This window comes from Alteromonas sp. C1M14, from assembly GCF_018860965.1.
In the GTDB taxonomy this organism is placed as follows: domain Bacteria; phylum Pseudomonadota; class Gammaproteobacteria; order Enterobacterales; family Alteromonadaceae; genus Alteromonas.
In genome coordinates this window covers 40,518-66,503 of sequence record NZ_JAHKQF010000018.1, presented here as the reverse complement: position 1 = coordinate 66,503, position 25,986 = coordinate 40,518, and the positions used below count along the sequence as shown (strand labels likewise).

Here is a 25,986-nt window from a genome sequence, read left to right as displayed (position 1 = left end):
TTAGGCATTTGCCAGTTTAACCATAGTACCTAACAATACCTGACACCCTGATGTAATATCTTCCGGTGTGGCGTTTTCGGCCTCGTTATGACTGATCCCTTTTTCACAGGGAATGAAGATCATGGATGTGGGGGCAACTTTTGAAACATACACAGAATCGTGACCTGCACCCGAGAACATTTCTTCATAATCCAGTTCGGCTTGCTGAGCTGATGCACGCACCGCATTAATACAGTGTTCATCAAAAGCGACCGCCGGCGAATTCCATTCATCAACAATTGTGTGTTCTACCCCACAAGCACGGCTAATGGTGCTGGCAATACGGCGAAATTCAGCGTCCATGTCATCGAGGGTATGTTGATCAGGATGGCGTAAGTCCACCGTTAATGTCACGGTTTCTGGTACCGTATTGCGAGAGCCTGGGCTGGCATTGATATCGCCAAAGGTTGCCCGAGCTAATGGACCGGTGTCGTCAGCTAAAGCAAATAAAGCGCTAATGATTTGTGACACCGCTTTCATGGGGTCTTGGCGCTGATCCATGGGCGTAGGCCCAGCATGAACTGGCTGACCGGTTAGCACAAGATCGTACCAACGCATGCCCTGCACACCTTTTACCACACCAATGGGTTTTTCCACCGCTTCTAATATGGGGCCTTGCTCGATATGCAGCTCTATTGCCGCTTTAATTTGAAAAGGTGCACAAGGGGCATCGCCAAGATACCCGTGACGGGCAAGTTCATCGCCAATACTGATACCCGCTTTGTCGGTACGGCTTAATCCGTAATCTAAACTAAATTCACCGCACCATACCCCCGAACCGATCATAGCCGGTGAGAACCGCGCTCCTTCCTCGTTGGTCCACACTACCACTTCTAAAGGGTGTAAAGTTTCAACGGCGTTTTCATGCAAGGTACGCAGGACTTCTAAACCAGCCAGCACACCATACACGCCATCGAATTTACCGCCGGTGGGCTGAGTATCTAAATGGCTACCGGTGATCACCGGTGGCAAAGCGTTATTGGTACCGGCTTTACGCAAAAACAAATTGCCCATTTGATCTACACGCAAAGTACAGCCAATGTCTTTGCACCAAGAAATAAATAGCTCTCGGCCTGCTTTGTCTTTGTCGGTTAAAGCCTGACGATTACAGCCCCCTTTGTCGGTGCCGCCAATTTTCGCCATTTCCATAAGGCTCGCCCATAGGCGTTCACCGTTTATTTGTAACGCCATTGTCTTGCTCCTATGCATCTGCGCGGCTAAGTGGCTGGCACATACAATGTACGCCGCCGCCACCGGAAGTAAACATGGAAATATCCGGTGAGAAAACTTCAAGGCCATGGGCTTTGGCTTTTTCCACTAGCTCTTTGCTGGCTTCAGGAATAAGCACTCTGTCTTTTCCTAGTGCCACCACATTGACCCCAAGTTCAAGCACCGAACGATAAGAAATGTCGATAATTTCAATGTTACGGGCTTTTAGCCAGTCTAGCAGTTCATCTTCTACAGCCTGCGTACACACGGCCGCGAGTTTTTCTGTAAGCATGGCAAACTTCACATCAAGATGCAGAAAGTAAGGGTCAAACTGATAAGATTTAAATTCCCAACCTTCTTTTTCTACCCAACCTTTCACCTGATTAAGGCCTGCTTCGCTGGTACGCTCACCGGTATACCCACATAAAATAACACCGGGCTCTAACACCATAAAATCACCGCCTTCAAAAGAACCGGCAGTAACTGCATCAAAAATTGGAATATTTGCTTGCTCGTAAAATTTACTGACACTCACCCATTCGCCACGACGCCATGGGCTGTACATTTGGGTAATGATTGGCCCCCAAGGTGTTAGTACCGAAGAGTCTCTGGCATAAATCTGATACGGCAAATGCTCATCAGGCGTTAAAATATGGGTTTTCACGCCGCAATGATGATACACATCTAGCATTTCTTGGTATTGCTTGGCGGCCACCGCTTTATCAAACTGTCTACCCAGACGCACAGAGCGGCGGGACATGGCATTACCGTCTTTCCAGTTGTAATGATCCATAGGGCCAATGAGTACTTCTTGCAGTTCTCCGTACTCAGAGTCCATGCTCCAGTGCTCTAAACGGCCCGTGTTCCCCAAAGGGTTACGACGATAAAACGATTTGCTCATTTCGATTTACTCTTTATGTTTCGATAAAACCAGTTTATGGTGACAAATCAAATACACAAGCATCGTTTAATTACCATTATGGTCTAATTATTAGACCATAAACACAAAAGCATGAAACCAGAACAAACGCCTTATTTAGATTTACGACAAATTCCCCTTAATGCGCTAGTGGCCTTTGAAGCCGCGGGCAGGCACTGTCATATGCGTAAAGCCGCCCAGGAAATGTTTGTGTCTCACTCGGCCCTAAGCCGACACATTAAGCAATTGGAAGCCAGACTAAACACCCAACTGTTTGAACGCAAAAACAATAAGCTGCAATTAACCGCACCGGGCATGCGCTTGTTAGCGTCGGTGCAAAAGGCCTTTAGTGAATTAAATAATGGTTTACACCTGCTTGATCCTACACAAGTAGCCGGTGAAGTGATCATAGGCACAACCGGCACCATCATGCTTAACTGGCTGTTACCGGTTTTAGCCGATGTGCAACAACAATACCCTGAAATCTCCTTTAAATTACGCACCCTAGAGCCCCATCAGGAAACCCTGCCGGCGGAACTGGATATTGCGCTATGCTTAGGCTGCCCAAATGAGCCGGATAAAACGGTAAAAAAACTGTATAACGAATACTATGTGCCGGTGTGTAATCCTGCATTATTGAAAGGTAAGACCATACAGTCAGTGGCAGACCTTCTTACCTACCCGCTGCTCCATGACAGCCTTGGGCAATGGATAACTTGGTTTAAGCACCATAAACTGGATGGTCGACAATCCCCTCAGCACACCTATTTTGATTATGCTTATCAGGCCATTGAAGCGGCGCGTTTAGGCATGGGGTTGGCATTGGCCGACATTGTGGAAGTCAGTGACGATATTCGCCAAGGTAAATTGATGCAGGCACTGGATTCGGTCCATCCGGCAGGAGAATCGGTTTATTTGGTGACCCACCCCGCGCCTTTAATGAACTACCGCACCCAGCTGGTATTACAAAGCGTGCTGAAGAATTTAGACGAAAAAGGGGCTCGCCTTGAGTGAATTTGTGCTAGAAAGCGGCCAACTGATTATCGGGCAAAACCCCAGCAGCCCTCTAAGGTATAAGGCTCGTTCATGGCTACCCCAAGCGTTTTTTGCACAGGGCACAAGAGGTGAACGGTTAAAAGACAAGTTAAGAGCCCTCAAAAAGAAACGGTATTCATGTAAGGTAAAAGGGTTTGCTGTTAATTAAAGCGTTGACAGAAAACACTGATATGTACCTTAAGCACTAAACTTATAACGATATAAAACAGATCAGAATACAAAATAAGACACACAAAAAAGGAACTGGCGATGAAAAAATGCTTCGGCACCGGCATGCTGTGCTTAGTGGGGCTTCTCGTTTCCACCGTAACCTCGGCACAAACTAAGCCCGCTTTTCAAGATAGCGATGTATTCAATTTAGAATGGGCGGCAAACCCAGCCATATCTCCCGATGGCAAAACCGTGGTGTTTAATCGCGGGTATATGGATGTGATGACAGACTCCCGTCAATCTAGATTATGGATGGTGTCTTCAGACGGCAGTGATCTTTCCAAACTCACCGAGCGCGATACCGGCGAAGGCGCGGCAGTTTGGTCGCCTGATGGGAAACGCCTTGCTTATACCAGCAAAGGACTACACGGTAGCGAAATTTACGTTTATTGGGTAGAAACAGGCAAAACCGCGCGATTAACAGAATTGGAACGCTCCCCTTCAGGCCTAAGCTGGTCTCCTGATGGCAAAGCCATCGCCTTTTCCATGCTAGTACCAGAAAAACCACCCGTCATGGTAAGTATGCCAGCTAAACCCAAAGGGGCTAAGTGGGCCGATGCGCCTCGCATCACCACCCGCCTTAAATACGAACAAGATGGTCGCGGTTATATGGAAACCGGCTTTTATCATCTGTTTGTTATACCGGCAGAAGGGGGAACGCCCCGCCAAATCACATCGGGCAATTTCCATCATAAGGGCACACCTCAGTGGACACCCGACGGCAAAAACCTCATCTTTTCCGCTAATCGGCATGCCGACTTTGAACACGACTTTCGTAATTCAGAAATTTATCAGGTTAATCTAGATAGCGGTGATATTAAGGCCCTAACTCAACGCAAAGGGCCTGATCACACGCCGGCCATTTCCCCAGATGGAAAGCAAATTGCCTGGTTAGGTTTTGACGACAAAATTCAAGCCTACCAAGTGACACGTTTATACGTAATGGATATAGACGGCAGCAACAAACACGAAATTGATACCGAGCTTGATCGCAGCATGGGTCAACTAACTTGGCAACCCAGCGGGCTGTACTTTACGTATGACAGCGAAGGCGATACTCGCTTAGCCAAAGTGTCGTTGTCGGGCAAGATTACCGACCTGGCCACTAATATGGGCGGTACTGCAGTAAGCCGTCCCTATGGTGGTGGCAGTTTTTCAGTGAATGCAAAAGGGCAAATCGCCTTTACCCACACCACCGCTTATCGCCCTTCAGATGTGGCTGTGATAACGAAAAAAGGCAACGACCCGGCGCTTATTACAGGATTAAACGAAGATCTACTGGCTTACCGCACCTTAGGCAAAGTAGAAACCGTATGGTACAAATCCACTGCTGACGGCAGAAAAGTGCAAGGTTGGGTGGTGTTCCCTCCCAATTATGAAGCAGGTAAATCTTACCCATTACTGGTAGAAAATCACGGCGGCCCCATTTCTAACTATGGCGCCCGTTTTTCACCTGAAATTCAATTGTATGCCAGTGCAGGTTATGTTGTTTTTTACCCTAATCCTCGAGGTAGCACGTCTTACGGCGAAGAATTTGCCAACCTGCTGTATCGCAATTACCCCGGAGAAGACTATCAAGATGTGATGGATGGCGTAGACGAGATGATTCGTCTTGGTTACACCACAGAAGATAAGCTCTATGTTACCGGTGGTAGTGCTGGCGGTATCATGACCGCTTGGATGATAGGTAAAAATAATCGGTTTGAAGCCGCTGCTGTAGTAAAGCCGGTGATGAATTGGATCAGTAAAACGTTAACGGCGGATAATTATTACGGTTATGCAAATTACCGTTATGAAGGCCAACCTTGGGAAAACGTGCAGGAATATTGGAAGTTTTCACCGCTTTCTTTGGTAGGCAATATCCATACTCCCACGCTGGTGATGGTAGGAGATGCCGATATGCGCACACCATTGTCAGAGTCTAAACAACTGTATAACGCCCTTAAAATTCGAAAGGTTGATACGGCTTTAGTAGAAATGCCCGGCGCTTTTCACTTTATTGCCAAGCGTCCTAGCCAACTTATTGCCAAGGTAAAGCATGTATTGGCTTGGTTTGAACGTTACCCTAGCGGATCAGCGTCTACCGAAACACAATAAAAAGAAGTGAAGTATAGCTGGCACCATTAAGGTGCCAGTTTTTTTAGTTTAGAAATACGCCTCGTTAATGGCTTGGTGAATGTTCACTAAACCTACCTGCACTTCATCAATTGTTTCGTGCAGATTATCTTGAGTTAATTCGTAAGTATCTAACTGTTGTAAGTTTTCTGACAGCACCTTCACCTGCTCTTTAATGTGATCAGATTTAGGCAATTCAAGCAAGCACTTACCCATTTGCTGCAAGCAGTGACTTAGCGAACGGGGGAACTGGGTGTACTGCAATAAAAACTTCAATACATCGGTACGATTAATACGTATACGCATTTCCTGTCGGTACATTTGATAGGCGGTAAGCGACTTTAACACCCCCATCCATTGAATATTTTCAAAGGCAGATTGTTCTGGCGATAGATCCGGTAACAAAGACGCCGAACGAACATCGATAATTCGAGAGGTCATATCGGTACGTTCTAAGTGCCGACCTAACCGTAAAAAGGCATAACCTTCTCCCCGCAACATGGTACCGCCCAGTAGTCCGGTGATAGTTTGGTTACCAATAATGATTTTGTGCAAGCACGCGAATCGGTGGCGACGGGTAAGCACGCTTTGGCCATCGGCTTTTGCAGTAAGGTGAAGGTTATTAATTTGCTCCCACGCCTCGGCGGGAATGATTTCTCTGACTATACGTGCGTTTTCTCTTGCCGCGGCTAAACAATTAATAATAGAGCCAGGGTTGGCGGTGTCTGTCACCATGAATTTGATAACACTTTTTTCATCAGCCACGTCGTAATGTTCATAAAACGCATCACGAAACGACAGCATATCGATAATAGGCTCCCAGCCTAGCGTGATGTGTCGCGGCAAATCTAAAAGTAAGTGAGTGTTTACTTGTATTAAGCGAGCGGTATTTTCTGCTCGCTCAAGATAACGTTCCATCCAGTAAATATGATTGGCAACCCGAGATAACATGATTAGTCCTCCTCCATGTCGACAATCCAAGTGTCTTTACTGCCACCGCCCTGGGATGAATTTACCACCGTTGAGCCTTTTTTCATGGCCACACGGGTAAGACCGCCCATGGTTACGGTGGTATCAGTACCACTTAAAATAAAAGGCCGTAAATCGAGGTGACGAGGTTCGGCTTTGGTGCCAATTAAGGTAGGCGCTGTAGACAACAATAACATGGGCTGAGCCACGTAATTACGGGGGTCTCTGCGAATTAGACGAACGAATTTTTCGCGCTCGGCTTTGGTAGAATGCGGGCCAATTAACATGCCGTATCCGCCCGACTCATTGGCCGGTTTTACTACCATTTTATCGATGTTTTCAATAACGTAATCCCGTTCTTCTTTATTAACGCATTTGTAGGTAGGGACATTGGGTAATAAAGGCTCTTCATTGAGGTAATAGCGAATGATTTCTGGTACATAGGCATATACCACTTTATCGTCGGCCACGCCGGCTCCCGGCGCATTAGCAAGACTGACATTACCGGCTTTCCAAGCCCGCATCAGACCGGGCACCCCTAACATGGAATCCGCACGAAACACTTCTGGATCGATAAACGCATCATCAATTCGCCGATAGATCACATCCACTCTGGATAATCCATCAACGGTACGCATGTAAACTATGTCATCGTCGTCTACCACTAAATCGCTGCCCACCACTAACTCGGCCCCCATTTGCTGGGCCAAATAGGCATGCTCAAAGTAAGCAGAATTGTAAATACCAGGGGTAAGGACCACCACTTCGGGTTGTTCGATGTCCCGGGGAGAAAGTTGACTCAGCATGTCGTACAGTTCTGAAGGGTAATCATCAACTGGTAAAATATTGTATTTTTCGAACATATCGGGAAACACACGCTTCATCACATGACGGTTTTCTAACATGTAAGAAACACCGGAGGGAACACGTAAGTTATCTTCGAGTACGTAGGGGGTACCGTGATGGTCACGCACTAAATCTGTGCCACAAATATGGGCCCAAACGCCATGTTTTGGCCTAACGCCCATGCATTCAGGTAAAAAATTGGTAGAGGCTTCGATGAGATCCCGAGGCACAATGCCATCCTCAAGAATACGCTGTTCATTATAGAGATCTTCAATGAACATATTCAGCGCTTTAACCCGCTGCTTTAACCCTTTTTGAATTTGCAGCCATTCTTTTTTTTCAATGATGCGCGGAATAATATCAAAAGGCCACGCACGGTCGATTGACCCTTCTTCCTCGCTGTATACCGTGAAAGTGATCCCCATGACGTGAATGGCAGTGTCTGCCGCCGTAGTGTATTCAACCAATTCCTGATCGGAAAGATTACGCAGATACTTACATATTTCCTGCGCAGCGGGTCGTGGTTTATTTGCGACTCGAATAAGCTCGTCATAAAACTCCCCTACCCGATAATTTCCCCATCGTATTGCCATGCTACAATCCCTAGCGTGATAAAAGTGTTTTATTCATACCATATAAGCGAGTTTTCGATTAAATTGCAATGGGAATAATGATATTTACCTGTAACTGAACAAAGGTTAAATAGCCTTGATTCCCCTCATTTTGTTTTGTTGCCTGATTTTTTAAAAAGAGAGACACCGTGACATATTGTTTAGCAGTCAAAGTAAACCGGGGCCTGATTTTTGGCTCAGATTCCAGAACCAATGCCGGCGTAGATCATGTGGCGACCTACAGTAAAATGCGTCGTTATTGTTGGCCCGGCGAACGTGTTTGCGTGCTAATGACCTCAGGAAGTCTAGCCACCTCACAAGCGGTTATGAATGCCATTGAACGGGATTTAGCTAACCCCGATGCCGAATTTAGTTTGCGTGATGGCAAGCAGTTACATGAAGTGGCTCAGTACATTGGCAAATTAAGCCAACAAGAACAACAACTGCATGCCAAAGCCATGGAAAAGTCTAATGCCAGTGCAGAATCTAACTTTATTTTAGGTGGTCAAATAGCGGGAAAAGAAGCGGAAATATTCCATATCTATCCCCAGGGCAATTTCATAAGCGCGTCAGAAGATACGCCCTACTTGCAGATAGGTGAAACCAAATACGGTAAGCCCATACTCGACAGAATTATATCTAAAACCACCACGCTAGAAGATGCTGCCCGGTGTGCCATGGTGTCATTAGACTCCACCATTAGAAGTAACATTTCGGTAGGCCCGCCCATCGAAATTGCCATGTATCAAAAAGACTCCCTAGACGAGCCCTATCACAACACTTATTCCCTCAATAGCCCTATGTATAAGTCGTTGCAAAAACAATGGACAGAAGGTGTCAGAAAGGCCTTTGATCAGCTACCCCGATACGACTGGGAGAAAGACTAAATCGCTCTTACCAATAGGTGAATGAAATACAGTTTTTCTTTCGATCTTTCATTGATGACAAAAGGATAAGCATCGTCCAGCCCCATACTACTGTTTAGTGCATTAAGTAGGTTGGTCAGCTTATCCCAATCTTCGATGAGGGTATTGAAGCTCTCATCGTTAAAGGTGGCTGTATGGGGATAATCATCGATAAGGGGGTTAGCCAGGGTTTTGTTTTCTAAGCTCGTGCCGTATTCATTGGCAGATTCTAACGTATCAACCATATGTAAATAATGAGCCCATGTTTCCGCCCAGTCTTCCCATGGATGCATACTGGCGTAAGCACTGATACAGCGGTCTGGCCAATCCGCGGCTGGCCCTTCATTATAATAGCGCTCTAAACTTTGCTGATAGTCTTGCCGCTCGTCACCAAACAATCGTCTAAACTCATCTAAGCAAGGACTGTGTTTGACTAAAATATCCCAATAATAATGCCCAGATTCATGACGAAAATGACCGATTAATGTACGGTATCTTTCGTTCATTTTCTCCCGCATTTCCAGTCGTTTAGTTTCTTCCGCTTCTTTGAGATTAATGGTGATCACGCCATTACTATGACCAGTGGTAACCGTGTTCTTAATGGTAAGCTCGCGACCGTATAAAGCCTCTTCCAGTTCATCTTCTAAAAATCGAAACGATAAACCATCACTGGCTTGAGCTTTGCCTATAATGGGGAGGCCCAGTTTATTGAGAGTATAGACAAGGTGCCGTTTAGCCTGCTCCATGCGGAACCATAATTTAAGATTATCGGGCTTGGATAAATCGGGAATGGTTTCGGTTAAGGCGCACGACTGACACAAACTATCCGCACTGTCTAACGGGATAAGCCAGTTGCAAATATTGAGGTCGGCGTAATTTGCACATTGCTTGTACGCTTTACCATTAAAGGTCGCGATCCAATGGCCATCACTGTTTATATCACAAGAAGATATCACCTGTGCATCGGTCAAAAAGCCCACTGGGCGCTGACACGACAAACACAAACTGTTGGTGAAGTATAATGTGTTTCCACATGTGCATTGGTATTTTTTCACACGATATCTTCTATCTGATTGTGGCTCAATGGGTATTTCAAGGGCACTTAAACTACACTACAACGGGTGCAAAAGATACAACACCCCCGCGCACCGTAAAAACGGATTAAGAGGATCGACGTTTAACATCCCCTTATTTTTTCGGCGCTGTTTTATCGTATTCCACAAAATCTTCTAAAGCAGCACCGGGATCTTCTTCTCCTGCCACCGAATCGCAATCATCGTCGTTCACGTCGGTTTCAGGCAAGGTGATTTCTCGTTCGTGTGGTGCGTGTTTGTCAGATGCTGTCATCATTTTACCCCTTAGTTGCAGGTCATTACAGCCGTTGATGTAATGTGTTTTTGACATATCCCGCATGGCGCCAACGTTATGGCGTTGCAATTAGCTATTGGTTAAGTTTATACGCAAAATCAGAAAAGTTGATCGAAACTCTCATGAATAAATCCTAAAAGGCAGCTCTGTTTATACTTCGTGCTGCATACAGATGGGTACGCAAGCGACGATTGGCTTTGTTAGGATCGCCCTAGCTGTGTTGATGCCATCTAACCGTGTTAATGCCAATTAGCAGCGTTGATGCCAACATGCCATTACAAAAACGCATGATGCTATAAAGTTTTATTGTTAGATCTGGTTGTTTTCTGCCTTTACACTCGTAGTCGTTATCTTCGGTATATATCACCAGCGAAACGTTTTCGTGAGTTCATACCCTAAACCTGTCTCTATTTATGTGTAATCGGAAGGCAACTAGTTCACCTTCCGTACTCCTTTAGACCCGCTTGTAGCGGGTCTTTTTTTATGGGGCAAAAAAACAATGGGGAAGGTTAATCTCGGTAAGATGGATCAGTACGGTCGAGTTTTCGTAGCATGGCTTGCCAGATCAGGTCGATACTTTGTGCCATGTAGCGAGGGCTAGACGCTTGTTGCGCCACATGTTCGCAAATCTCGTCGTCAGGAATAAGTAATTTACCGCCGGTTTTCATGGCTTCAATTTGAATTTCGCAGGCCTTATTTAAATAATACATACGATAATATGCTTCAGCGACCGTGCGCCCCACCGTTAACAACCCATGGTTACGTAAAATCATACTGTGCTTATTACCAAGGGCGGCAACAATGGCTTCTCGTTCGTCGCACTCAAGTGGGATCCCTTGGTAATCGTAATACGCCACACGGTTGAAAAACTCCATGCTGGTTTGATTAACCGGTAATAGCCCTTCTTCTAAGCCGGCAACGGCCATACCTGCCATGGTGTGGGTATGCATAACACAATGGGCATCATCCCGAGCCATGTGCACAGCGCTGTGTATGGTAAACCCTGCAGGGTTCACCGACGCCTCCTCAATACCTGCGTTTTCTCCCTGCACATCCACTTCAATAAGGTTACTTGCGCACACTTCTTCGGGCAGTAATCCGTAGCTATTCAGTAAAAAGTGGTGGGAATTTCCAGGACATCGAGCAGAGAGATGAGTAAATATATTATCGCTCCAGCCATGTAGAGCGAGTAATCGGTAAGCGGCAGCTAAATCTACGCGTAAATTTTCAGCTGCATTGTCACTAGGGGCAGGCATTGCAGACTCCTTGGCAATATAAGTATAGAGACTGCATGCACGTTAGATGACCATACGCCATCTGGCAAATCACTTTTTTGCAAAGTGCCATACCAAAAAGTCATAGGCTGGCATAAGCGTAGACCTGTGTTGCCTTGTCTAACCCCGTTATGGTGTCTCTGACATCATATATTGAATAGCGGCTGCAAGATCTTCTTCAGAACACGCTGCACACAAACCCATAGGCGGCATTTGATTGATACCCGACATCGCATTTTTCAGTAAGGTATCCATGCCCTTACTTTCCACTCGCTCTTCCCATTGTGCGGTGTTATGCGCAATGGGTGCATTAGAAATGCCCGCAGCATGACACATCACACAAGCCTGATTATATACCTGCTTGCCTTTATCAGCGGTATCGTCTGCGTACGCGGCCTGAAACATGCCCAAACCAAGGATGGCGATAAAACATTGTTTTTGTAACATGAACTTTCCCGTTATCAATATGAACCTGCAAATGCAGAAAAGTTAACACACACCGCTTGAACGGGGTTATACACTAAAGTCCCTTTTTTCATGCTACTTTTTCCTATTTTTTCTACTACTTCCGTCATAGTCGTAACACGCTTTTGATCAACAGCGGCTAATTAAACAATAGCTTTTCAAAATGTGCATAGTGGCTAAATGACGTACATAGCAAATTGCTACCTCTACCATAGGGTAATCTTTCTTCACACGGTTCTTTGGTGTCGTCATAGTAATGCGGACTGCTGCACAAGATATGTTTTATGTATTTTAGCTTGTGAGACAGCAGTAAAGTCTGCAGGAAACAATAACAATACGAATTGTCCTGGCAATACGGATGTAAATACGCAAGAGGTCAAATAGAAACCACTTTTTTGTCTTTATCAACTTCGGTGAAAGACAAAATGACTGACTACGCATAATAAAATGACCACTGCAGGCATACCTTCAACCGTCAGAAATAACAGGTATTGCCATGAAAGAGAAAACACCATTTTTAACCACAAAAAGGAAACTCAAGTTGGTAAGCGCGATAGGTCTGGCATTAGCGACCAATCATGCTTCATCACAAGAGTCAGACACTGATGCTGCTGCCATCAGTGATGTAGAAAGGATCGCGGTTATAGGCGCAAAAACAACGCGTACCACCGCAACAATTGATCAAGATTACATAGACGCGCAAGCGCCGGGTATCGCACCACAGAACCTGCTTAGAGATCTTCCCGGTGTTACGGTACAAACGTCCGATCCTTACGGCATGTACGAACTCATTAACACCATATCGATACGGGGCTTCGATGCGGGTCAGTTGGGTATCACCATCGATGGTGTTCCCCTTGAATCGGTAAATAACAGCGAAGGTGGCACCATTGCTCGCTATGTTTTAAGCGAAAACATTGCAGGCGTAGAAGTATCACCGGGTTCCGGTGATGTTAGCCAGCCCACCCAACACGCGCTAGGCGGAGCCATTCGTTATTTTAGTAGCGATCCAGAAGATGAAGTGGGCGGAAGCGCTTCATTTACCGTTGGTTCTTTTAACTTTCAACGTAGCTTCATTCGGGTAGATACCGGCGAACTATGGAAAGGTGGTCCAACGGCTTATATTTCAGGCGCCCGTTTACGTTCAAACACCTTCGAAATCGACAATGCCACATTAGCGAACGACCACGTAGAAGCGAAGATTAAGCAAACTTGGGATGAAAATAGTCTGACGTTTCATATGACATGGGATAACCGTGACGATCACGATTACATGGAATATGACCTAGATGGAAACCCCGCGGCATGGTGGACCATTATTGATGGGCTTACTGGCGATCCTGAAATCGATTGGATGTATTACGAGTATTGGAAAAACGGCCGCCGTACTTGGCTTTACAATCTTGTGGGCGATTTTTGGCTAACGGAAAACTTCAACGTAAAAGTCACGCCCTATTATGAAAGAAAGCACGGCTATGCTTGGTACTCAGTAACACCAGCAAATGCCCAGTCACTTTACGATAGCGCCATTGAAGGCGGGCGTACCGATATCGAGTACGAACCCAACGGTATTATGGCTCAGCGTAAAGGCCAACGCCCAGGCGAACGCTACGGTACGACGGTAAATGCGGTGTGGGAAATTTCCATGGACAACACCTTGGAATTTGGTGCCTGGTACGAAGATTACGATTATGATCCGAACCTGCCTTTGCAAAACTCCAGTTTAGAAGATGGCAGAATCACCGATGAAATTATCGGTTGGAGCTACGATCGTCACTTCAGTACCCAAACCACGAACTTCTATATCAAAGACACATTACGTTTTCTTGATGACGATTTAAGTGTGGAAATTGGCGCAAAAGCCCTAATGGTTGACCGTCATTTTGAAGGCATCGCTAACCTTACCGACTACAATTCCAATACTTACCGCGACTTTAGTGTTGAAAATGAAGACTTGTTTCAACCCCAGCTTGGTGTGAGTTATTTTGTCACCCCAGATACGCAAGTCTTTGCAAACTATGCTGAAAACTATGCGGGTACGCCAAGCGAAGCCTTGGTATCGACAATATTTAACCCCGATATTTCGCCAGAACAATCAACCAATATAGATGTAGGTTTGCGTACTAGCGGCGAGACATGGAGTGGTTACATCGCCTTGTACAGTATCGATTATCAAGATCGTATCATCTCTATTTCGTCTCGTGACATTCAAACCATTTCAGGGTCGGCATACACCAATGTGGGCGACATGGAAACCTACGGTGCCGAATTGTCTGGGGAATACCGCCCTAACAACCAGTGGAAGTACACCGCATCGATTTCTTATAACAGCTCGAAATTTGAAGACGACTATTACACTTACGACGCCGATACCGATTCGGACGTACTGGTTCCAGTTGCCGGAAATGATATTTTCGACCAACCCGAAGTAACAGGAAGCTTTGTTGCCGCCTATAAAGGTGACAACTACTTCTTCAACCTCGACGTGAAGTACACAGGTTCACGCTACGCAAACTCTATCAATACCGAAGAAACCGACGCCTACACCTTGGTGAATGGCTCTGTGGGTTGGGAAGGTGACGATATGAGTCATTTCTCGAATATGCGCTTTCAACTCGCTTTCTACAACTTGCTTGATACTGACTATTTGTCAGCCATTAGCACCAGTGAAACCGGCGGCGGCTCATACAAGATGGGGACGCCCAGAACAGTTTATGCCAGCGTTGAATACAACTTCTGATAACACTAGCCGGCAGGCAGCAATGGCTGTCGGCTAAAGGCTAAGGATCACATGCGTTGAGTTACTGATCTTAGAATTTAATGAGGAAAATTATGAAATTACGAAAGCTGATCTCCGTTTGTTCGGCAGTCTCTAGCTTCGCTTTTGCGAGTACCGCTGTTGCCGAACTGGAAATAGAAAAGGTAGGACTAATTAAAAACCTACCCGATACCCCCCATATTATTGTGTCGGAGTATAGCCGCTCTCATGTGCTAGACCCAGAAACATTTAGCCATCAGGGCACCATTTCTGAAGCAACACAAAAAGTGTTGTCGTTAGATGGTAAAACCTTATACACCACCCGTACTTATTACGATAAAGGTCGTGAAGGCGCAAAACACGACAATGTGCGTTTCTGGGATATGGAAACCCTTTCGCCCACCATCGAAGTTCCTGTGGTCGACAAGTTAGCCATGACCGGAATGCAAATACCCTTCATGCAGGGCTCGGCTAAACAGAAATGGTTATTCTTGCAAAATGCGACACCAGCAACGTCGGTAACTGTGTTTGATGTAGCCGGCAAAAAACAGGCTGCAGAAGTACCCTTACCGGGCTGCTGGGGCATTTACCCCATCATGAACGATGAGAACCGCTTTGTTTCTTTGTGTGGTGATGGTCGCTTGTCGGCAATCACGCTAAAAGAAAACGGTGAGTATGGTTCTACGGTACGAAGCGAGGTTATTTTTGATGTAGATAGTGACCCCTTGTTTGTGTTTGCTGAACGTGAAGGCGACACCCTATTTTTTGTTTCGTTTAACGGCAATTTCTACACCATTGACATTAGTGGCGAACGCCCTGTGCTAGCAAGTAAAAAGCAGATGGTGCCAGACGGTACGCCGGGTAACTACAAACCCAGTGGCTATCAGCTAATGAGTAAAATCGCGGGCACCAGTTACCTGTATATCCTTATGCAGGAAGAAGCCTGGGACGGCTCCCACGTAGAGCCCGCCACTGAAGCATGGGTTTACGACTACAAAAATAACAAGATTGTGTCTCGCAGCACCATTGCCGATGGAATATCCCTGCAATATTACTCTGGCGAAGGCAAATACGTATTTTTAGGCACGAAGAAACACGGTCTAGTTCGCTATTTTGTCGATCCAAATGCGGCTTATACCCTGCGTCGGGATAAGTTCATGAAAATGGAACGTCCTTCAGCCTTTACCCTATAGGGAAATATTATGGACTCAGGAATCGCAATACTTTCTGCCATCAGCGCTGGGTTAATCGCATTGATTTTCGCCAAAGCGGCTGTGGGTAAGTTATTCAACTTTTTTGAAACCCAGGGCATTATCCGCGACTACAAATTGTTTCCAGAAAAAATGGCTCCAGCACTGGCCGTATTGGTGTTGAGCCTAGAACTGGCTACGGTTGTTTTAGTGTTAATCCCGTCATTTAGAAGCGTTGGCGCCCTACTAGCTATGGCTCTGTTAGTTGGCTATGCCGCTGCCATTGGTATCAATCTTAAGCGCGGTCGCGTGTCCATTGATTGTGGCTGCGGTGGATCAGGTCAGGGTATCAGCCCTTGGCACCTGTTACGCAATGCTATTTATGCCGGCATCGCTAGCCTCGCCGCCTTTTTACCCGTCGAACAAATAAGCGGTTTTGTACCGGCTACCACCTGCGTAATGAGCATCATTATGCTGTGGGGTGCAATTATGCTGTTTGAACAATTACTAAAAATTAAAGCCCACATTGTGGTTTCAGATTTACGTTAATAAGGAAAATATTATGGAAGCGATTAACATTATTGTTGGTGTTTTATTTGTTGTGGTAATGGGTCTGGTTGTTGCTATGTGGGCACTGGCTCGTCAAACGGGTATCTTATTTGAGCGGGTCGCCCCTCTTGGTGCTTTGGTTACCGACAGTGGCCCTGCGGTTGGACAGCCGGCTCCCCAATTCGATATTCAATCATTAAGTGGTACAGGTGCAGTAAGTGTAGGCGGCCCTCAGTCTCACAGTACCTTGCTGTTTTTCCTCTCTCCCACCTGCCCGGTATGTAAAAAGCTGATCCCCTTGCTCACTAAGATCCAAAACGATGAACGTTCATGGTTAAAAGTGGTATTGGCCAGTGACGGCAAGGCCGACGAACATGCTCGTTTCATTGAATCTCACAAGTTATCCGCCTTTCCTTACTTATTGTCGACCGAGCTAGGCATGGCGTTTCGTGTGAGTCGTTTACCTTTTGCACTGCTCATTGGTGAAAACGGAAACGTGCTAGCGAAAGGGCTGGTAAATAACAGAGAACAAATTGAAAGTTTGTTTAACGCAAAAGAAATGGGTATTGCCTCTGTGCAGACCTACATTGAGCAGGCTGAAAATTCTGCTCACGCATAATACCCAAGGAGAAATCAATGACCAATATTTTATCTAAACTTAAAGACAGATTAGATAGCATGACGGAGAAATCAGTCCGCCGTCAGGCTACTAACTCTGGCCGCCGTAGCTTTCTTGCCAAAGCCGGCCAAGCAATGGTGGGCATGGCTGTGGTTCCCATGCTGCCCTACGACCGCCTAGGCGAAGCATCTGCAGCGGAATTCACTCAAAAAGGTGACAGTGCTTTTGATGCCGACGATCAACAATGTGATTATTGGCGCTACTGTGCGTTGTCGGGCACCCTTTGTACTTGTTGTGGTGGCTCGGTAACCGACTGCCCCCCTGGCAGTGATATTTCTAAAGTGTCGTGGATTGGTACGTGTGAAAACCCCGTGGACGAAAAATCTTACCTCATTAGCTACAACGACTGTTGCGGCAAGATGTCGTGTAACGGTTGCCGCTGTAGTAACCACGAACGTGAACGTCCTGGTTATCGCTTGGGCCTTCATAATGGCATTAACTGGTGTATGGCGAATAATAAAAACGCCTACCACTGTACCGTTGCTGCCATTGTAGGAACAGCATAAACATTCCGTTATAGCCGGCTTCGGCCGGCGCTTTGGAGGTAAGAATGATCATTCTGAAACCCCGTGTTTTTATACTGGCCGTAGCCACGGCTGTTTCTTTTATCGGTAGTTCTGCTGTTGCCAATAGCAATTTGTCATCCATTCATGGTATTTCAGATAATGCACCGGTCGCGAATAAATACGCCCTTTTTTGTGGCGGTTGTCATGGTTTAGACGGCATGGGTGAAATAGAAGCCGATGTTCCCCAAATGCCACCAAACATTGGTGCATTTTTATATGATGAAGAGGGCGCCTGGTACATGGTTAACGTGGGAGGCGTAATGAGCGCAGGCATCAGCGACAAAGATGCAGCAGATATCATGAACTATGTCATTACGTCATTCGGAGCAAACAGTGTACCTAATTCAACGTATAGATTTACCGAACAACAGATTGCTAAACTACGTAAGCAACCCCCAGACGATCTGGTGAAATTGCGCAGAGATATCGCAAAACGACTCGAAAAACGCGGTATAGCGTTACCCGATCATTACCCGTGGAATTAACTACTCTTTTGAAGCATTAACACTCAGGACTTTGCCAGCAGTACCGGCACATTACCGAACCGCCTAGACCCTATTGGTAAGGCGCTTTTCATGTATCCCGTGAGCTATCAGGTAAAAAGGAAAGTGACTGATGAATTTCAAACAACTTCAATACTTTGTATCAACTGCAAAACATGGAAGTATCACCGCTGCAGCAAGAGAATTAGACGTTGCTCAGCCAAGTATTAGCCAACAACTTGCGAATCTTGAATTTGAACTAAAAAACACGCTTTTCGAACGCAATTATAAGGGCGTGCATTTAACAGAAAGCGGTCGGGTGTTTTATTCCCATGCCACCGAGCTGCTTAATCGCATGATTTTTGCTAAAAACGCCATTACCGATATGGCCAAGTACCCCAGTGGCACGGTGTCGTTAGGACTGACCCAGTCTATAGACAATATTTTGGCCATTCCTCTTGTGGATGAATTATCAAAAATATTCCCAGACATCAAAGTTCAAATTACCACCCTACCCTCCAAATGCTTAAACAAGGCATTAGCAGACAAAGAAATCGATATCGCCCTTAGCTATAAAGAAGAAGTACCCACGGCCAATATCATTCGCAAACCACTGATTCGTGAAGATCTGTTCGTAGTAGTAGGTATTCACGGGGCAAAAGCTTATAAAGAATTGCTTTCCGTGGATGCCCTTACCTTTGATGCTATTTGTCATTTAGCAGTGCTGGCCCCCGGCCATAAAGACACTTTACTAGACACCCTTAAAAACATGGAAGTGAAAAAAGAGAAGAAACTGAAATTACTGGCTGGATTTGGGCAATTATCAACAGCTTTACGTGTGGTGGCCCAAGGCACAGGAATTATGATTGCGCCATCGTCGGCGTCGTATCACTTAGCAGAAAAAGGGTTAGTAAAATTAATCCCTTTAATTGATGATGAGCTAAAACGAGAAGTCACCATTAATACCCACGTAGACAGCTCGATTACCAAAGCAATGAGTATTGTTATGAGTAAAATTATTAGCCTAGCGCGGATTGCAAACCAGAATAGTTCATGGGCAGGAGAGTTTGTTTATGCTGATGGTGAAGCCAGACAAAGTATTCCAAGCGCCAGTGTCAGCGAGCTTGTTATGTGCAAATAAAGAGTAAGTAATTACTTACTTATGGGCATAACCTACATTTAAGATGGATTTCGGCGAACGAGACAAGGGTTCGCCATCAATGTTGGCGGTATCCGACATTTGATAATCGGCAAAGCGAGCATCACCACGGTGCAGCAACCCATAAAAGAGCTGGCAGCCCGCAGTACCGAGTTATTGATTAATCGAGTGTTAAACCGCGCGGTAGAGAAAACGAACAAGGTGTTTGATTGCAAGGTGATCACCCGGGAATCCACCAGTGCCAACACGAAAAATCATGAGCAATAAGATTTAAACAATTGTTTTTAAGTACTTTTTTAGATTTATAGGTGTGCAGGTGTGCAGGTAAAAAATGCAATTAGTATTTGAAACCAATAAAAAAATCCATTAGTTTAAATTATGTACTTACTCAAAGGGAATTGAGATGTTACCCCGCTACGGATAGTTTGTAAGCATCTTCCATCTACCCGCAGCTAAGTATTCAAAACTCTCTTTTTAAGTACATAAGTGGGGCCTAATTCAGGGTTTGACGCTCTACGTTTTTTCAGGGATGTTTATGAAAGGTTTTATAGTTTTTTTACTCGCGTCTTTTTTTGCACCTCTTTGTACCAGTGCTACTTTCAAAACACACTTAACCGTGAATGATATTACGGATCTCGGTTTTGACTTTAAGGTTCCCCGACTCATTATTGTTGATACAAGTGCCCCCTGTATTGTCTACGACGGCGTGGGCTCTGTAATTGAAAACAAACTGAATAGCCACGTCGATTTCACTCAAGATGAATGCTTAAGCCAGCATAGCCAGGGGTTAGAAAATACCACCAAGTTAAAAGCGCTGCTTAACCTAGAGGGTGAAAAAGATACAGAATACGAACTGTATTATATCAGCTTGGATAGCAACGCTATGCCCTGCCCGCCTTGTAAAACCATAGATGAGAAAATCAGTCGTACCCAATTTAGCCATAAAACGGCGGTATTTCAGTTTATAATTACTGGGTAAAAATTGTGATTTTTTATCACTTTTTACAAAATATCTATCGTAAAAATGCGCTTCAATTTAGGGTGATCATCTTTCTCATCACCACCAACATTTGTGCCCTATTTATCAGCCATAGTATTGATTCAAACAATAATTCGCTGTTTAGTGAAAAAGAAAGCTTACATAGCATTATATTTAATGGAAGTGCCATAGAAAAAAGCGCGCTTCTGTCTTTGATCTCTGCCCTAGAAAGAGAACAAGACAGCATAATTTTAGCGAAAAAAAGCCTTATTAGTTTTACCATAAGCCGCCAGCACGTACTCAATGCCTTGTACTTTTCTAATGAAGCCTCGTTCAAACAAAATATCAATACTTGTACATCTTCCAAGTGCATCTATTTTAGAACAGATATCCACCAGAAATTAGCCGAAGAAGTGGATAAAAACCAGGTTATAACCATTGACGAAAAAAAATATTACTTCAATGGTTCATTTGGAAATGACAGTGACGATAGCCTCCCAGAAGCGATAATCATTAGTGATTATTCTGCAATCATTGAAGAGTCAGAAGTTGAATCCCTATCCATTATTGTTAAAGCAAAGCCAGATCTATCCGCTAATCAGGATAAGTTAATAGAGAAAATAGGACAATTCATACCGACAGAAGACGTCGTGGTAACTGATGGCATTTACTATTCTTCGTTAGAATATAAATTCGATAGAAAAGTTAATTTGTTTGATAAAAGCATTCAACGTTTTTTTTACGGCTTACTAATTTTAGAGTGCCTAATTTTCTCTTATTTAGTTTATACGTCCTTTAGAAGAGACCTGGGCATCATCAGTAAACTCGGTTGGACAAGCAAAACCTTGACGCAGTTTATCGCAATAGCATCGTTATTTGCGGCTTCAAAACTCATTAAATATAGCATTATAGTAGGGTTATTTTTCTATCTTGGCCTAAGCTTTTTAAGCTATCGATTTTCAATCAATCTTTTTGGCACAGGTGTTTACCCTTTCCTTTATAAGCAACTCTTTTTCATTATCCCTTTTATTCTTATCGTTATTGCCGCCGTTTCGCTATTTAGCGCCGTTTTCTTTACATCATCGATAACGCAACACCGTGTTACAGCCAAAATTATCAATGAATTTAAATTTGGCATCTACGTCACTTTGTCTGTGAGTATCGTAACCTTATTGCTCTTAAGTACGTATAGCGCTTTGCGTGAGTTTGATTTTCTCAAAGATATGATTTTTAAAGAGAATATAGAAAACATTGCCGTTATCGAACTTAACAACAACAGCTTCAATTTTGATAACACCGGTAATATTGTTGTTTCAAAGAGCGTGGCACCGATTACTAGCGTTTTAGATAAATTGATGGAAAACCAGGCTATTGAAGATTATTCCATGTCTACCATGTTTCCCTACCTGACAAGGGATCTCCTTTCACCTTTCATTGTAGATGGAAAGAAAATCAACGTAAGAATGAACGCCATCTATGGCGATTACTTCAAAATACTCACCAATAGTGACAACTATGACAAGGTGGTAAAAAACAGTGACGAGCGCTTTGATGTCAATGCTTCCCCCCAATTACAGAGGCTTATAAGCCAGTCGATAACGCAAAAGCTTTACATGGAATACCTTACCCTCGATGAAGACAAAGTTACCACTAATCGGCAAAAATACCTCATGCACATTAATGCCATTGAAGCTGAGTTCCCCTATGCGGGCCTGCTAGATGACACTGACTTGGTGGCTTACCAGAAGCTTAAGTCCATTTCCCAGTTAGAGTTTATTGCCATCAATACCACCGCCAACAATTTAAGCCTTGTGGTGGAAAAGATTAAATCCGTTTTACCACCCGAACTAAAAATAGCCAAAATCATCGATTATACTGACTTTAAAAATAAAGAAATCATTAACCAGCTCTTCTATTTATTCTTCCTTTTCTTGCTGACTGGTTTTCTTATTTTTCTTGCCATATTCGGCTGCTATGCGGCGGCAGAATCGACATTAAACTTTTATAAATCGAATATAAATACACTGCTAAGCATTGGTGCCTCTGAGGGTCAAACTTTGAGTTACATAGTGGGCCGGGTAGCCTTTGCTACCTTTGCCTGTTTTTGTGCATCCATATTCATTGTTTACCGATTGAATTTATGGCCGTCTTTTAAAATCTATTGTTTTGTATTTATCGCCGTTGTCTCTGTCATTCTCATTTTTATTCTGTTTATGTTCTTACGTAAAATAAAGGTAGTTTTAAACCATGGATGTAGTAATAGCGCCGCGTTCTAACCTAAAAAAACGCCTTTTTGTCGTGATTTTAGTTGTGGTTATTTTAGCTTTCTTTTTCTTAAAAACAGACCGCATAGACGTACCAAAAAGCAAAATTTTATCGCTGCAAACGAAGCCATCAAATAGTGTAGTGGTTGCCTCGGCAGTACTTGAATCTGCATCCTACAGAAGTGTGGCAGCCTCCTCGTCGGGCATTGTTAAAACCGTGGAGGTTAACAGTGGCTCTACCATCGAGGCAGGACAAATTGCGGTGGAAATCGTCAACAGCGCTTTAATCGATGAATATGACACCGCCCTGTACGAATATGAAACAGAACAAATTAATTTGGAGATCCGAAAGTCAGAATTACGTGAAGATATCATCGATTTAGAAGGCAAAATTGGCATAGCGCAACTTGAGCTTGAGGAAGCAGAGCTTAATCATCGGGCGTATATGGAACTCATCGATACCGGTTCCTACTCAAAATTAACCTTTACCAAGTCTGAGTTTTTGGTCAAACGGTTAACCGCCCAATTGGCGTCATTGGCTAACCTTAAGAAGGTGAAGTCTGGGATTTACGAGAGCCAAATAGACAACTTTAATAAGAAGCTTGCTTTAAAAAAGCGCGCCCTTGATATATTAAAAAGAAAAGTCGAAGCACTAAAAATAGTATCGCCATTAACCGGCATCGTTTCACAGGCGAATGTTAATATAGGGGACAGCGTAACCAATGGTCAGTTTTTATTCGACATTAGCGACCCGCAAAATTTAAGTTTTTCTATCCGCATTCCCGAATTTTATTTTAACGCCGTAGATGTAGGGAACCGCGTGCGCTTTTATAATCCCCGAACGGAAAAGTCGGTTAATCTTCCCATTTCATCGGTGAACAAAATAAGCGTAAATGGCCATTTTGTCGCCCGCGCACAACTGGCATCGGCGAACAACGTAGACTCGCTCATTGGCAGTGAATGGACAGCTAAAATTCGCTCAAATAAACTGATCAACGCAATAGAAGTGCCCCGGCTATCATGGTTTGACGGTGGGGACTTTATTAAACTCTATGTACTGACTGATGACCACACTGCCACCGCCCAATTAGCCGAATTTAAGGTGATTGAAGCAAAGCAAGACACCTTAGTGTTAGCCACGGATACCATTAGCCCATTAACCGTGGTGCTTATCTCTCCGGCACAAATGGACAATAAAAGCCACCTCAACCTGAATATAGGAGGGTAAATGATAGCGTTTTCGAGCGTCACCTTAGATTATGTTTCTGACACGGTAAAAACGACCCCCCTTAACGGGCTAAACCTCACTATTTCAGACGGTGATTTCATTGCCATTACCGGCCCTTCAGGAAGCGGTAAATCATCGTTTGTTAACGTGGCCGCCGGGCTATTAAAACCCACCGCAGGCTCGGTAACTTATAACGGCACCGATTTATATGGCCTTTCACGAAAAAGCTTAGCCCTTACCCGGCTGTCTAACGTTGGCATTGTTTTTCAAGATTTTAGACTCATCGACCATTTGAATGTTTTAGACAATATTGTGCTGCCCGCAAAACTGTTACATGGCAAAGTCAGTGATGAGAAAACCGAACATGCCAAAACCTTGGCCGAACAGTTAGGCATAAATCACCGGCTTCACCATTTCCCCAGCCAGTTATCCGGCGGCCAGCAACAGCGGGTCTCTATTGCCCGAGCGTTAATGAATAACCCAACACTGGTTATTGCCGATGAACCAACCGGTAACCTGGACCACAAAAACACCCTAGCCATAGGGGAAATTCTAAAAAACCTAAACACCCAAGGCACCACCATACTACTGGTTACCCATGATGCCGAAATCGCCAGCATGGCCACAAGTACATTCACGATTTTCGATGGGAAGTTGGAAAGGCGGTGAGCCTTGTTGTGATTTAAAGCTGTGCTTCGAATCTATAACTCTTGCCTCCGGAGGGCAAATTAGACTCATTGAAAAAACAACAGCTTTTTCACAGGGGCAGATGCACCAAGGGATTTGGAGACACCAATAATAACTAACTATCACTATACATTACTTTGGCGTTGCCCCACAATTGTCCCAAATGCATTTAAGTTTCAACTTCCTCAAGGAAGCGCTTTTCAAAACTCAACAATTGCAATATATCTTCTGAATGCTCACTTAACCGGCCAAATGGCTTGCCCTTATTAAAACCTTCATTGAGCTTTGCTTTTGCTATGGCATGCTCTACCGATATGAATATATCAGGATCATAACTCCACAAACGTACTACGATGTGATTTCCTACTTCTGGCTATAGCAAAAGCGGGCATACTGACTTTATGCTCAATAAGGCTGCACATAGCCAGAAGATGACATCTACGGCGAGACTCGATTCCGAACTAAGTTCGCCATTACACTGTTAGTAATTAATGCCTAATAGGAATACAATATATGGCTTTGTCGTTGGTAATATGCATATTTTAGAATGCAATATTGTCCGGCCTCTATAATTTCAGTCATTAAATAAAGAATAGGGATGATGTATCCAAATAACGTAGTCCATGATGGAATCAGTTCAATAGAAGTAGAAATTGATGGTATCGCTCAAGTATTTCCTCTCGATCATTTATTTGACCACGTTGTAAAAGTTGAAAATTTTAAGTTTGAAGATCAACGAATAGAAACGATCTCCATTGAAGTTCGCCCAACGAACCATGTGTACAGCCGTGCGCTGGAAAGATCAGATAATGAGAAGCAACTTTCGGACTCCGGCCATTTACTTATTAAGTATGAGCATCACGAAGATAGGCCTCATATTGCGAAACTTGACAGATATGGGCAAAAAATAGTCTCCTCTGATAAAAGAGTTTTTTGCAGTGAAAAATATCTCAGTAGCCAAAACATCCCTCTGTTCGTTAAATCTCTCCAAGAGTCGTCTTCCAATTTTTGTATTCTGGCTAATAAAGGGGATGATCGTACATGCCTTACAGGTTTCTTTGAATTTGAGCATGGTGAAAGTGAAAAGCATTGTTATGTTGTTCTTTTCAAGCTTCACAGGTTAAGCGCCAGAGATCTCTCTATGGTTATAGAAACCGCCTTTTTAGTTGACGAAGACGACTTTCGAGTCAAACTGCTTCAAGGAAAGGACACAAAACCTTTTTTAATTGCAGTTAGAAACGTTTTCGCCAAGAGACCACCCTTTCAAGGGCCAGCACTACAGAAGTCAAAGAAAGGCTATAAAAAGAAAAAAAAGGCAAGAAGAAAAATCTGAACCCGCTTCACGTAAAGTAATTAGTGAATAAAAACAAAAAACCCAAACAATTTGAGTTGCTTGGGCTTTCGAATACAATAGATTTTTCCGAGATCCCTATCACTACATGAGTAGTTGTCTCTGTCT

Annotated in this window: 24 protein-coding genes; 16 read left to right on the top strand and 8 right to left on the bottom strand. The window is 44.3% G+C overall.

The window, feature by feature from the left end:
* Window positions 1-1,230: a M20 family metallo-hydrolase gene (locus tag KO501_RS16775; RefSeq protein WP_216030844.1), complete on the bottom strand. Its 1,230-nt coding sequence runs from the start codon at window positions 1,228-1,230 to the stop codon at window positions 1-3.
* Window positions 1,231-1,240: 10 nt separating this feature from the next.
* The gene (locus tag KO501_RS16770; RefSeq protein WP_216030843.1) at window positions 1,241-2,149 is read right to left on the bottom strand and encodes an arginine deiminase family protein; all 909 of its coding nucleotides are present in this window, start codon (window positions 2,147-2,149) and stop codon (window positions 1,241-1,243) included.
* 111 nt (window positions 2,150-2,260) lie between these two features.
* Here KO501_RS16770 and KO501_RS16765 point away from each other — a divergent pair, with 111 nt between their 5' ends.
* The gene (locus KO501_RS16765; protein ID WP_216030842.1) at window positions 2,261-3,181 is read left to right on the top strand and encodes a LysR substrate-binding domain-containing protein; all 921 of its coding nucleotides are present in this window, start codon (window positions 2,261-2,263) and stop codon (window positions 3,179-3,181) included.
* 291 nt (window positions 3,182-3,472) lie between these two features.
* Window positions 3,473-5,530 carry a S9 family peptidase gene (locus KO501_RS16760; protein ID WP_216030841.1) on the top strand — a complete coding sequence of 686 codons (2,058 nt, stop codon included), beginning with the start codon at window positions 3,473-3,475 and terminating at the stop codon, window positions 5,528-5,530.
* 48 nt (window positions 5,531-5,578) lie between these two features.
* Here KO501_RS16760 and KO501_RS16755 read toward each other — a convergent pair whose 3' ends face one another.
* Window positions 5,579-6,499, bottom strand: a complete 921-nt coding sequence (locus tag KO501_RS16755) for an alpha-E domain-containing protein (RefSeq protein ID WP_216030840.1) — start codon at window positions 6,497-6,499, stop codon at window positions 5,579-5,581.
* A gap of 2 nt (window positions 6,500-6,501) precedes the next feature.
* Window positions 6,502-7,956: a circularly permuted type 2 ATP-grasp protein gene (locus KO501_RS16750; protein ID WP_216030839.1), complete on the bottom strand. Its 1,455-nt coding sequence runs from the start codon at window positions 7,954-7,956 to the stop codon at window positions 6,502-6,504.
* 167 nt (window positions 7,957-8,123) lie between these two features.
* On the opposite strand from KO501_RS16750, the gene KO501_RS16745 reads away from it, so the two are divergent.
* Window positions 8,124-8,861 carry a peptidase gene (locus KO501_RS16745; protein ID WP_216030838.1) on the top strand — a complete coding sequence of 246 codons (738 nt, stop codon included), beginning with the start codon at window positions 8,124-8,126 and terminating at the stop codon, window positions 8,859-8,861.
* Here KO501_RS16745 and KO501_RS16740 read toward each other — a convergent pair.
* The 4 genes from KO501_RS16740 to KO501_RS16725 form a co-directional block, all read right to left on the bottom strand.
* Entirely contained in the window at window positions 8,858-9,934 is a 1,077-nt protein-coding gene (locus tag KO501_RS16740; RefSeq protein ID WP_216030837.1) for a putative zinc-binding metallopeptidase, read from the bottom strand. The two genes, KO501_RS16745 and KO501_RS16740, sit on opposite strands and share 4 nt — an antisense overlap.
* A gap of 133 nt (window positions 9,935-10,067) precedes the next feature.
* Window positions 10,068-10,229, bottom strand: a complete 162-nt coding sequence (locus tag KO501_RS16735; RefSeq protein WP_216030836.1) for a hypothetical protein — start codon at window positions 10,227-10,229, stop codon at window positions 10,068-10,070.
* Window positions 10,230-10,756: 527 nt separating this feature from the next.
* Window positions 10,757-11,503 carry a class II aldolase/adducin family protein gene (locus tag KO501_RS16730; RefSeq protein ID WP_216030835.1) on the bottom strand — a complete coding sequence of 249 codons (747 nt, stop codon included), beginning with the start codon at window positions 11,501-11,503 and terminating at the stop codon, window positions 10,757-10,759.
* 147 nt (window positions 11,504-11,650) lie between these two features.
* The gene (locus KO501_RS16725) at window positions 11,651-11,968 is read right to left on the bottom strand and encodes a c-type cytochrome (RefSeq protein ID WP_216030834.1); all 318 of its coding nucleotides are present in this window, start codon (window positions 11,966-11,968) and stop codon (window positions 11,651-11,653) included.
* A 514-nt stretch (window positions 11,969-12,482) separates the two neighbouring features.
* Between KO501_RS16725 and KO501_RS16720 the strand changes: the two genes are divergently transcribed.
* The 13 genes from KO501_RS16720 (at window position 12,483) to KO501_RS16660 (ending at window position 25,860) form a co-directional block, all read left to right on the top strand.
* Window positions 12,483-14,726: a TonB-dependent receptor gene (locus KO501_RS16720; protein ID WP_216030833.1), complete on the top strand. Its 2,244-nt coding sequence runs from the start codon at window positions 12,483-12,485 to the stop codon at window positions 14,724-14,726.
* A 92-nt stretch (window positions 14,727-14,818) separates the two neighbouring features.
* The gene (locus KO501_RS16715) at window positions 14,819-15,937 is read left to right on the top strand and encodes an amine dehydrogenase large subunit (RefSeq protein ID WP_216030832.1); all 1,119 of its coding nucleotides are present in this window, start codon (window positions 14,819-14,821) and stop codon (window positions 15,935-15,937) included.
* Window positions 15,938-15,946: 9 nt separating this feature from the next.
* Window positions 15,947-16,483, top strand: a complete 537-nt coding sequence (locus tag KO501_RS16710; protein WP_216030831.1) for a MauE/DoxX family redox-associated membrane protein — start codon at window positions 15,947-15,949, stop codon at window positions 16,481-16,483.
* A gap of 13 nt (window positions 16,484-16,496) precedes the next feature.
* Entirely contained in the window at window positions 16,497-17,102 is a 606-nt protein-coding gene (locus tag KO501_RS16705) for a redoxin domain-containing protein (protein ID WP_216030830.1), read from the top strand.
* Window positions 17,103-17,119: 17 nt separating this feature from the next.
* Window positions 17,120-17,668, top strand: coding sequence for a methylamine dehydrogenase light chain (locus tag KO501_RS16700; RefSeq protein ID WP_252728535.1), 549 nt, complete (start codon window positions 17,120-17,122; stop codon window positions 17,666-17,668).
* A gap of 44 nt (window positions 17,669-17,712) precedes the next feature.
* Window positions 17,713-18,213, top strand: coding sequence for a cytochrome c (locus KO501_RS16695; protein WP_216030829.1), 501 nt, complete (start codon window positions 17,713-17,715; stop codon window positions 18,211-18,213).
* Between the two features lie 130 nt (window positions 18,214-18,343).
* Window positions 18,344-19,351: a LysR family transcriptional regulator gene (locus KO501_RS16690; RefSeq protein ID WP_216030828.1), complete on the top strand. Its 1,008-nt coding sequence runs from the start codon at window positions 18,344-18,346 to the stop codon at window positions 19,349-19,351.
* A gap of 99 nt (window positions 19,352-19,450) precedes the next feature.
* Complete coding sequence (locus tag KO501_RS16685) at window positions 19,451-19,636, top strand: hypothetical protein (RefSeq protein WP_216030827.1); 186 nt, start codon at window positions 19,451-19,453, stop codon at window positions 19,634-19,636.
* A gap of 268 nt (window positions 19,637-19,904) precedes the next feature.
* Complete coding sequence (locus KO501_RS16680; RefSeq protein ID WP_216030826.1) at window positions 19,905-20,348, top strand: hypothetical protein; 444 nt, start codon at window positions 19,905-19,907, stop codon at window positions 20,346-20,348.
* A gap of 5 nt (window positions 20,349-20,353) precedes the next feature.
* The gene (locus KO501_RS16675; RefSeq protein WP_216030825.1) at window positions 20,354-22,624 is read left to right on the top strand and encodes a hypothetical protein; all 2,271 of its coding nucleotides are present in this window, start codon (window positions 20,354-20,356) and stop codon (window positions 22,622-22,624) included.
* Window positions 22,596-23,840 carry an HlyD family efflux transporter periplasmic adaptor subunit gene (locus tag KO501_RS16670; RefSeq protein WP_216030824.1) on the top strand — a complete coding sequence of 415 codons (1,245 nt, stop codon included), beginning with the start codon at window positions 22,596-22,598 and terminating at the stop codon, window positions 23,838-23,840. The genes KO501_RS16675 and KO501_RS16670 overlap by 29 nt, the downstream gene beginning before the upstream one ends.
* Window positions 23,841-24,509: an ABC transporter ATP-binding protein gene (locus KO501_RS16665; RefSeq protein ID WP_216030823.1), complete on the top strand. Its 669-nt coding sequence runs from the start codon at window positions 23,841-23,843 to the stop codon at window positions 24,507-24,509. It begins immediately after the preceding gene.
* Window positions 24,510-25,125: 616 nt separating this feature from the next.
* A complete protein-coding gene (locus KO501_RS16660; protein WP_216030822.1) occupies window positions 25,126-25,860 on the top strand; it encodes a hypothetical protein in 735 nt (244 codons plus the stop codon).
* Window positions 25,861-25,986 lie beyond the last annotated feature (126 nt).

Excerpts from the sequence above, each read along its gene's own strand:
- KO501_RS16725 (WP_216030834.1), bottom strand. The coding sequence starts at position 11,968 with ATGTTACAAAAACAATGTTTTATCGCCATCCTTGGTTTGGGCATGTTT.
- KO501_RS16750 (WP_216030839.1), bottom strand. The coding sequence starts at position 7,956 with ATGGCAATACGATGGGGAAATTATCGGGTAGGGGAGTTTTATGACGAG.
- KO501_RS16705 (WP_216030830.1), top strand. The coding sequence starts at position 16,497 with ATGGAAGCGATTAACATTATTGTTGGTGTTTTATTTGTTGTGGTAATG.
- KO501_RS16670 (WP_216030824.1), top strand. The coding sequence starts at position 22,596 with ATGGATGTAGTAATAGCGCCGCGTTCTAACCTAAAAAAACGCCTTTTT.
- KO501_RS16660 (WP_216030822.1), top strand. The coding sequence starts at position 25,126 with ATGATGTATCCAAATAACGTAGTCCATGATGGAATCAGTTCAATAGAA.
- KO501_RS16735 (WP_216030836.1), bottom strand. The coding sequence starts at position 10,229 with ATGATGACAGCATCTGACAAACACGCACCACACGAACGAGAAATCACC.
- KO501_RS16710 (WP_216030831.1), top strand. The coding sequence starts at position 15,947 with ATGGACTCAGGAATCGCAATACTTTCTGCCATCAGCGCTGGGTTAATC.
- KO501_RS16770 (WP_216030843.1), bottom strand. The coding sequence starts at position 2,149 with ATGAGCAAATCGTTTTATCGTCGTAACCCTTTGGGGAACACGGGCCGT.
- KO501_RS16775 (WP_216030844.1), bottom strand. The coding sequence starts at position 1,230 with ATGGCGTTACAAATAAACGGTGAACGCCTATGGGCGAGCCTTATGGAA.
- KO501_RS16765 (WP_216030842.1), top strand. The coding sequence starts at position 2,261 with ATGAAACCAGAACAAACGCCTTATTTAGATTTACGACAAATTCCCCTT.
- KO501_RS16730 (WP_216030835.1), bottom strand. The coding sequence starts at position 11,503 with ATGCCTGCCCCTAGTGACAATGCAGCTGAAAATTTACGCGTAGATTTA.
- KO501_RS16760 (WP_216030841.1), top strand. The coding sequence starts at position 3,473 with ATGAAAAAATGCTTCGGCACCGGCATGCTGTGCTTAGTGGGGCTTCTC.
- KO501_RS16690 (WP_216030828.1), top strand. The coding sequence starts at position 18,344 with ATGAATTTCAAACAACTTCAATACTTTGTATCAACTGCAAAACATGGA.
- KO501_RS16720 (WP_216030833.1), top strand. The coding sequence starts at position 12,483 with ATGAAAGAGAAAACACCATTTTTAACCACAAAAAGGAAACTCAAGTTG.
- KO501_RS16695 (WP_216030829.1), top strand. The coding sequence starts at position 17,713 with ATGATCATTCTGAAACCCCGTGTTTTTATACTGGCCGTAGCCACGGCT.
- KO501_RS16700 (WP_252728535.1), top strand. The coding sequence starts at position 17,120 with ATGACCAATATTTTATCTAAACTTAAAGACAGATTAGATAGCATGACG.
- KO501_RS16680 (WP_216030826.1), top strand. The coding sequence starts at position 19,905 with ATGAAAGGTTTTATAGTTTTTTTACTCGCGTCTTTTTTTGCACCTCTT.
- KO501_RS16755 (WP_216030840.1), bottom strand. The coding sequence starts at position 6,499 with ATGTTATCTCGGGTTGCCAATCATATTTACTGGATGGAACGTTATCTT.
- KO501_RS16665 (WP_216030823.1), top strand. The coding sequence starts at position 23,841 with ATGATAGCGTTTTCGAGCGTCACCTTAGATTATGTTTCTGACACGGTA.
- KO501_RS16715 (WP_216030832.1), top strand. The coding sequence starts at position 14,819 with ATGAAATTACGAAAGCTGATCTCCGTTTGTTCGGCAGTCTCTAGCTTC.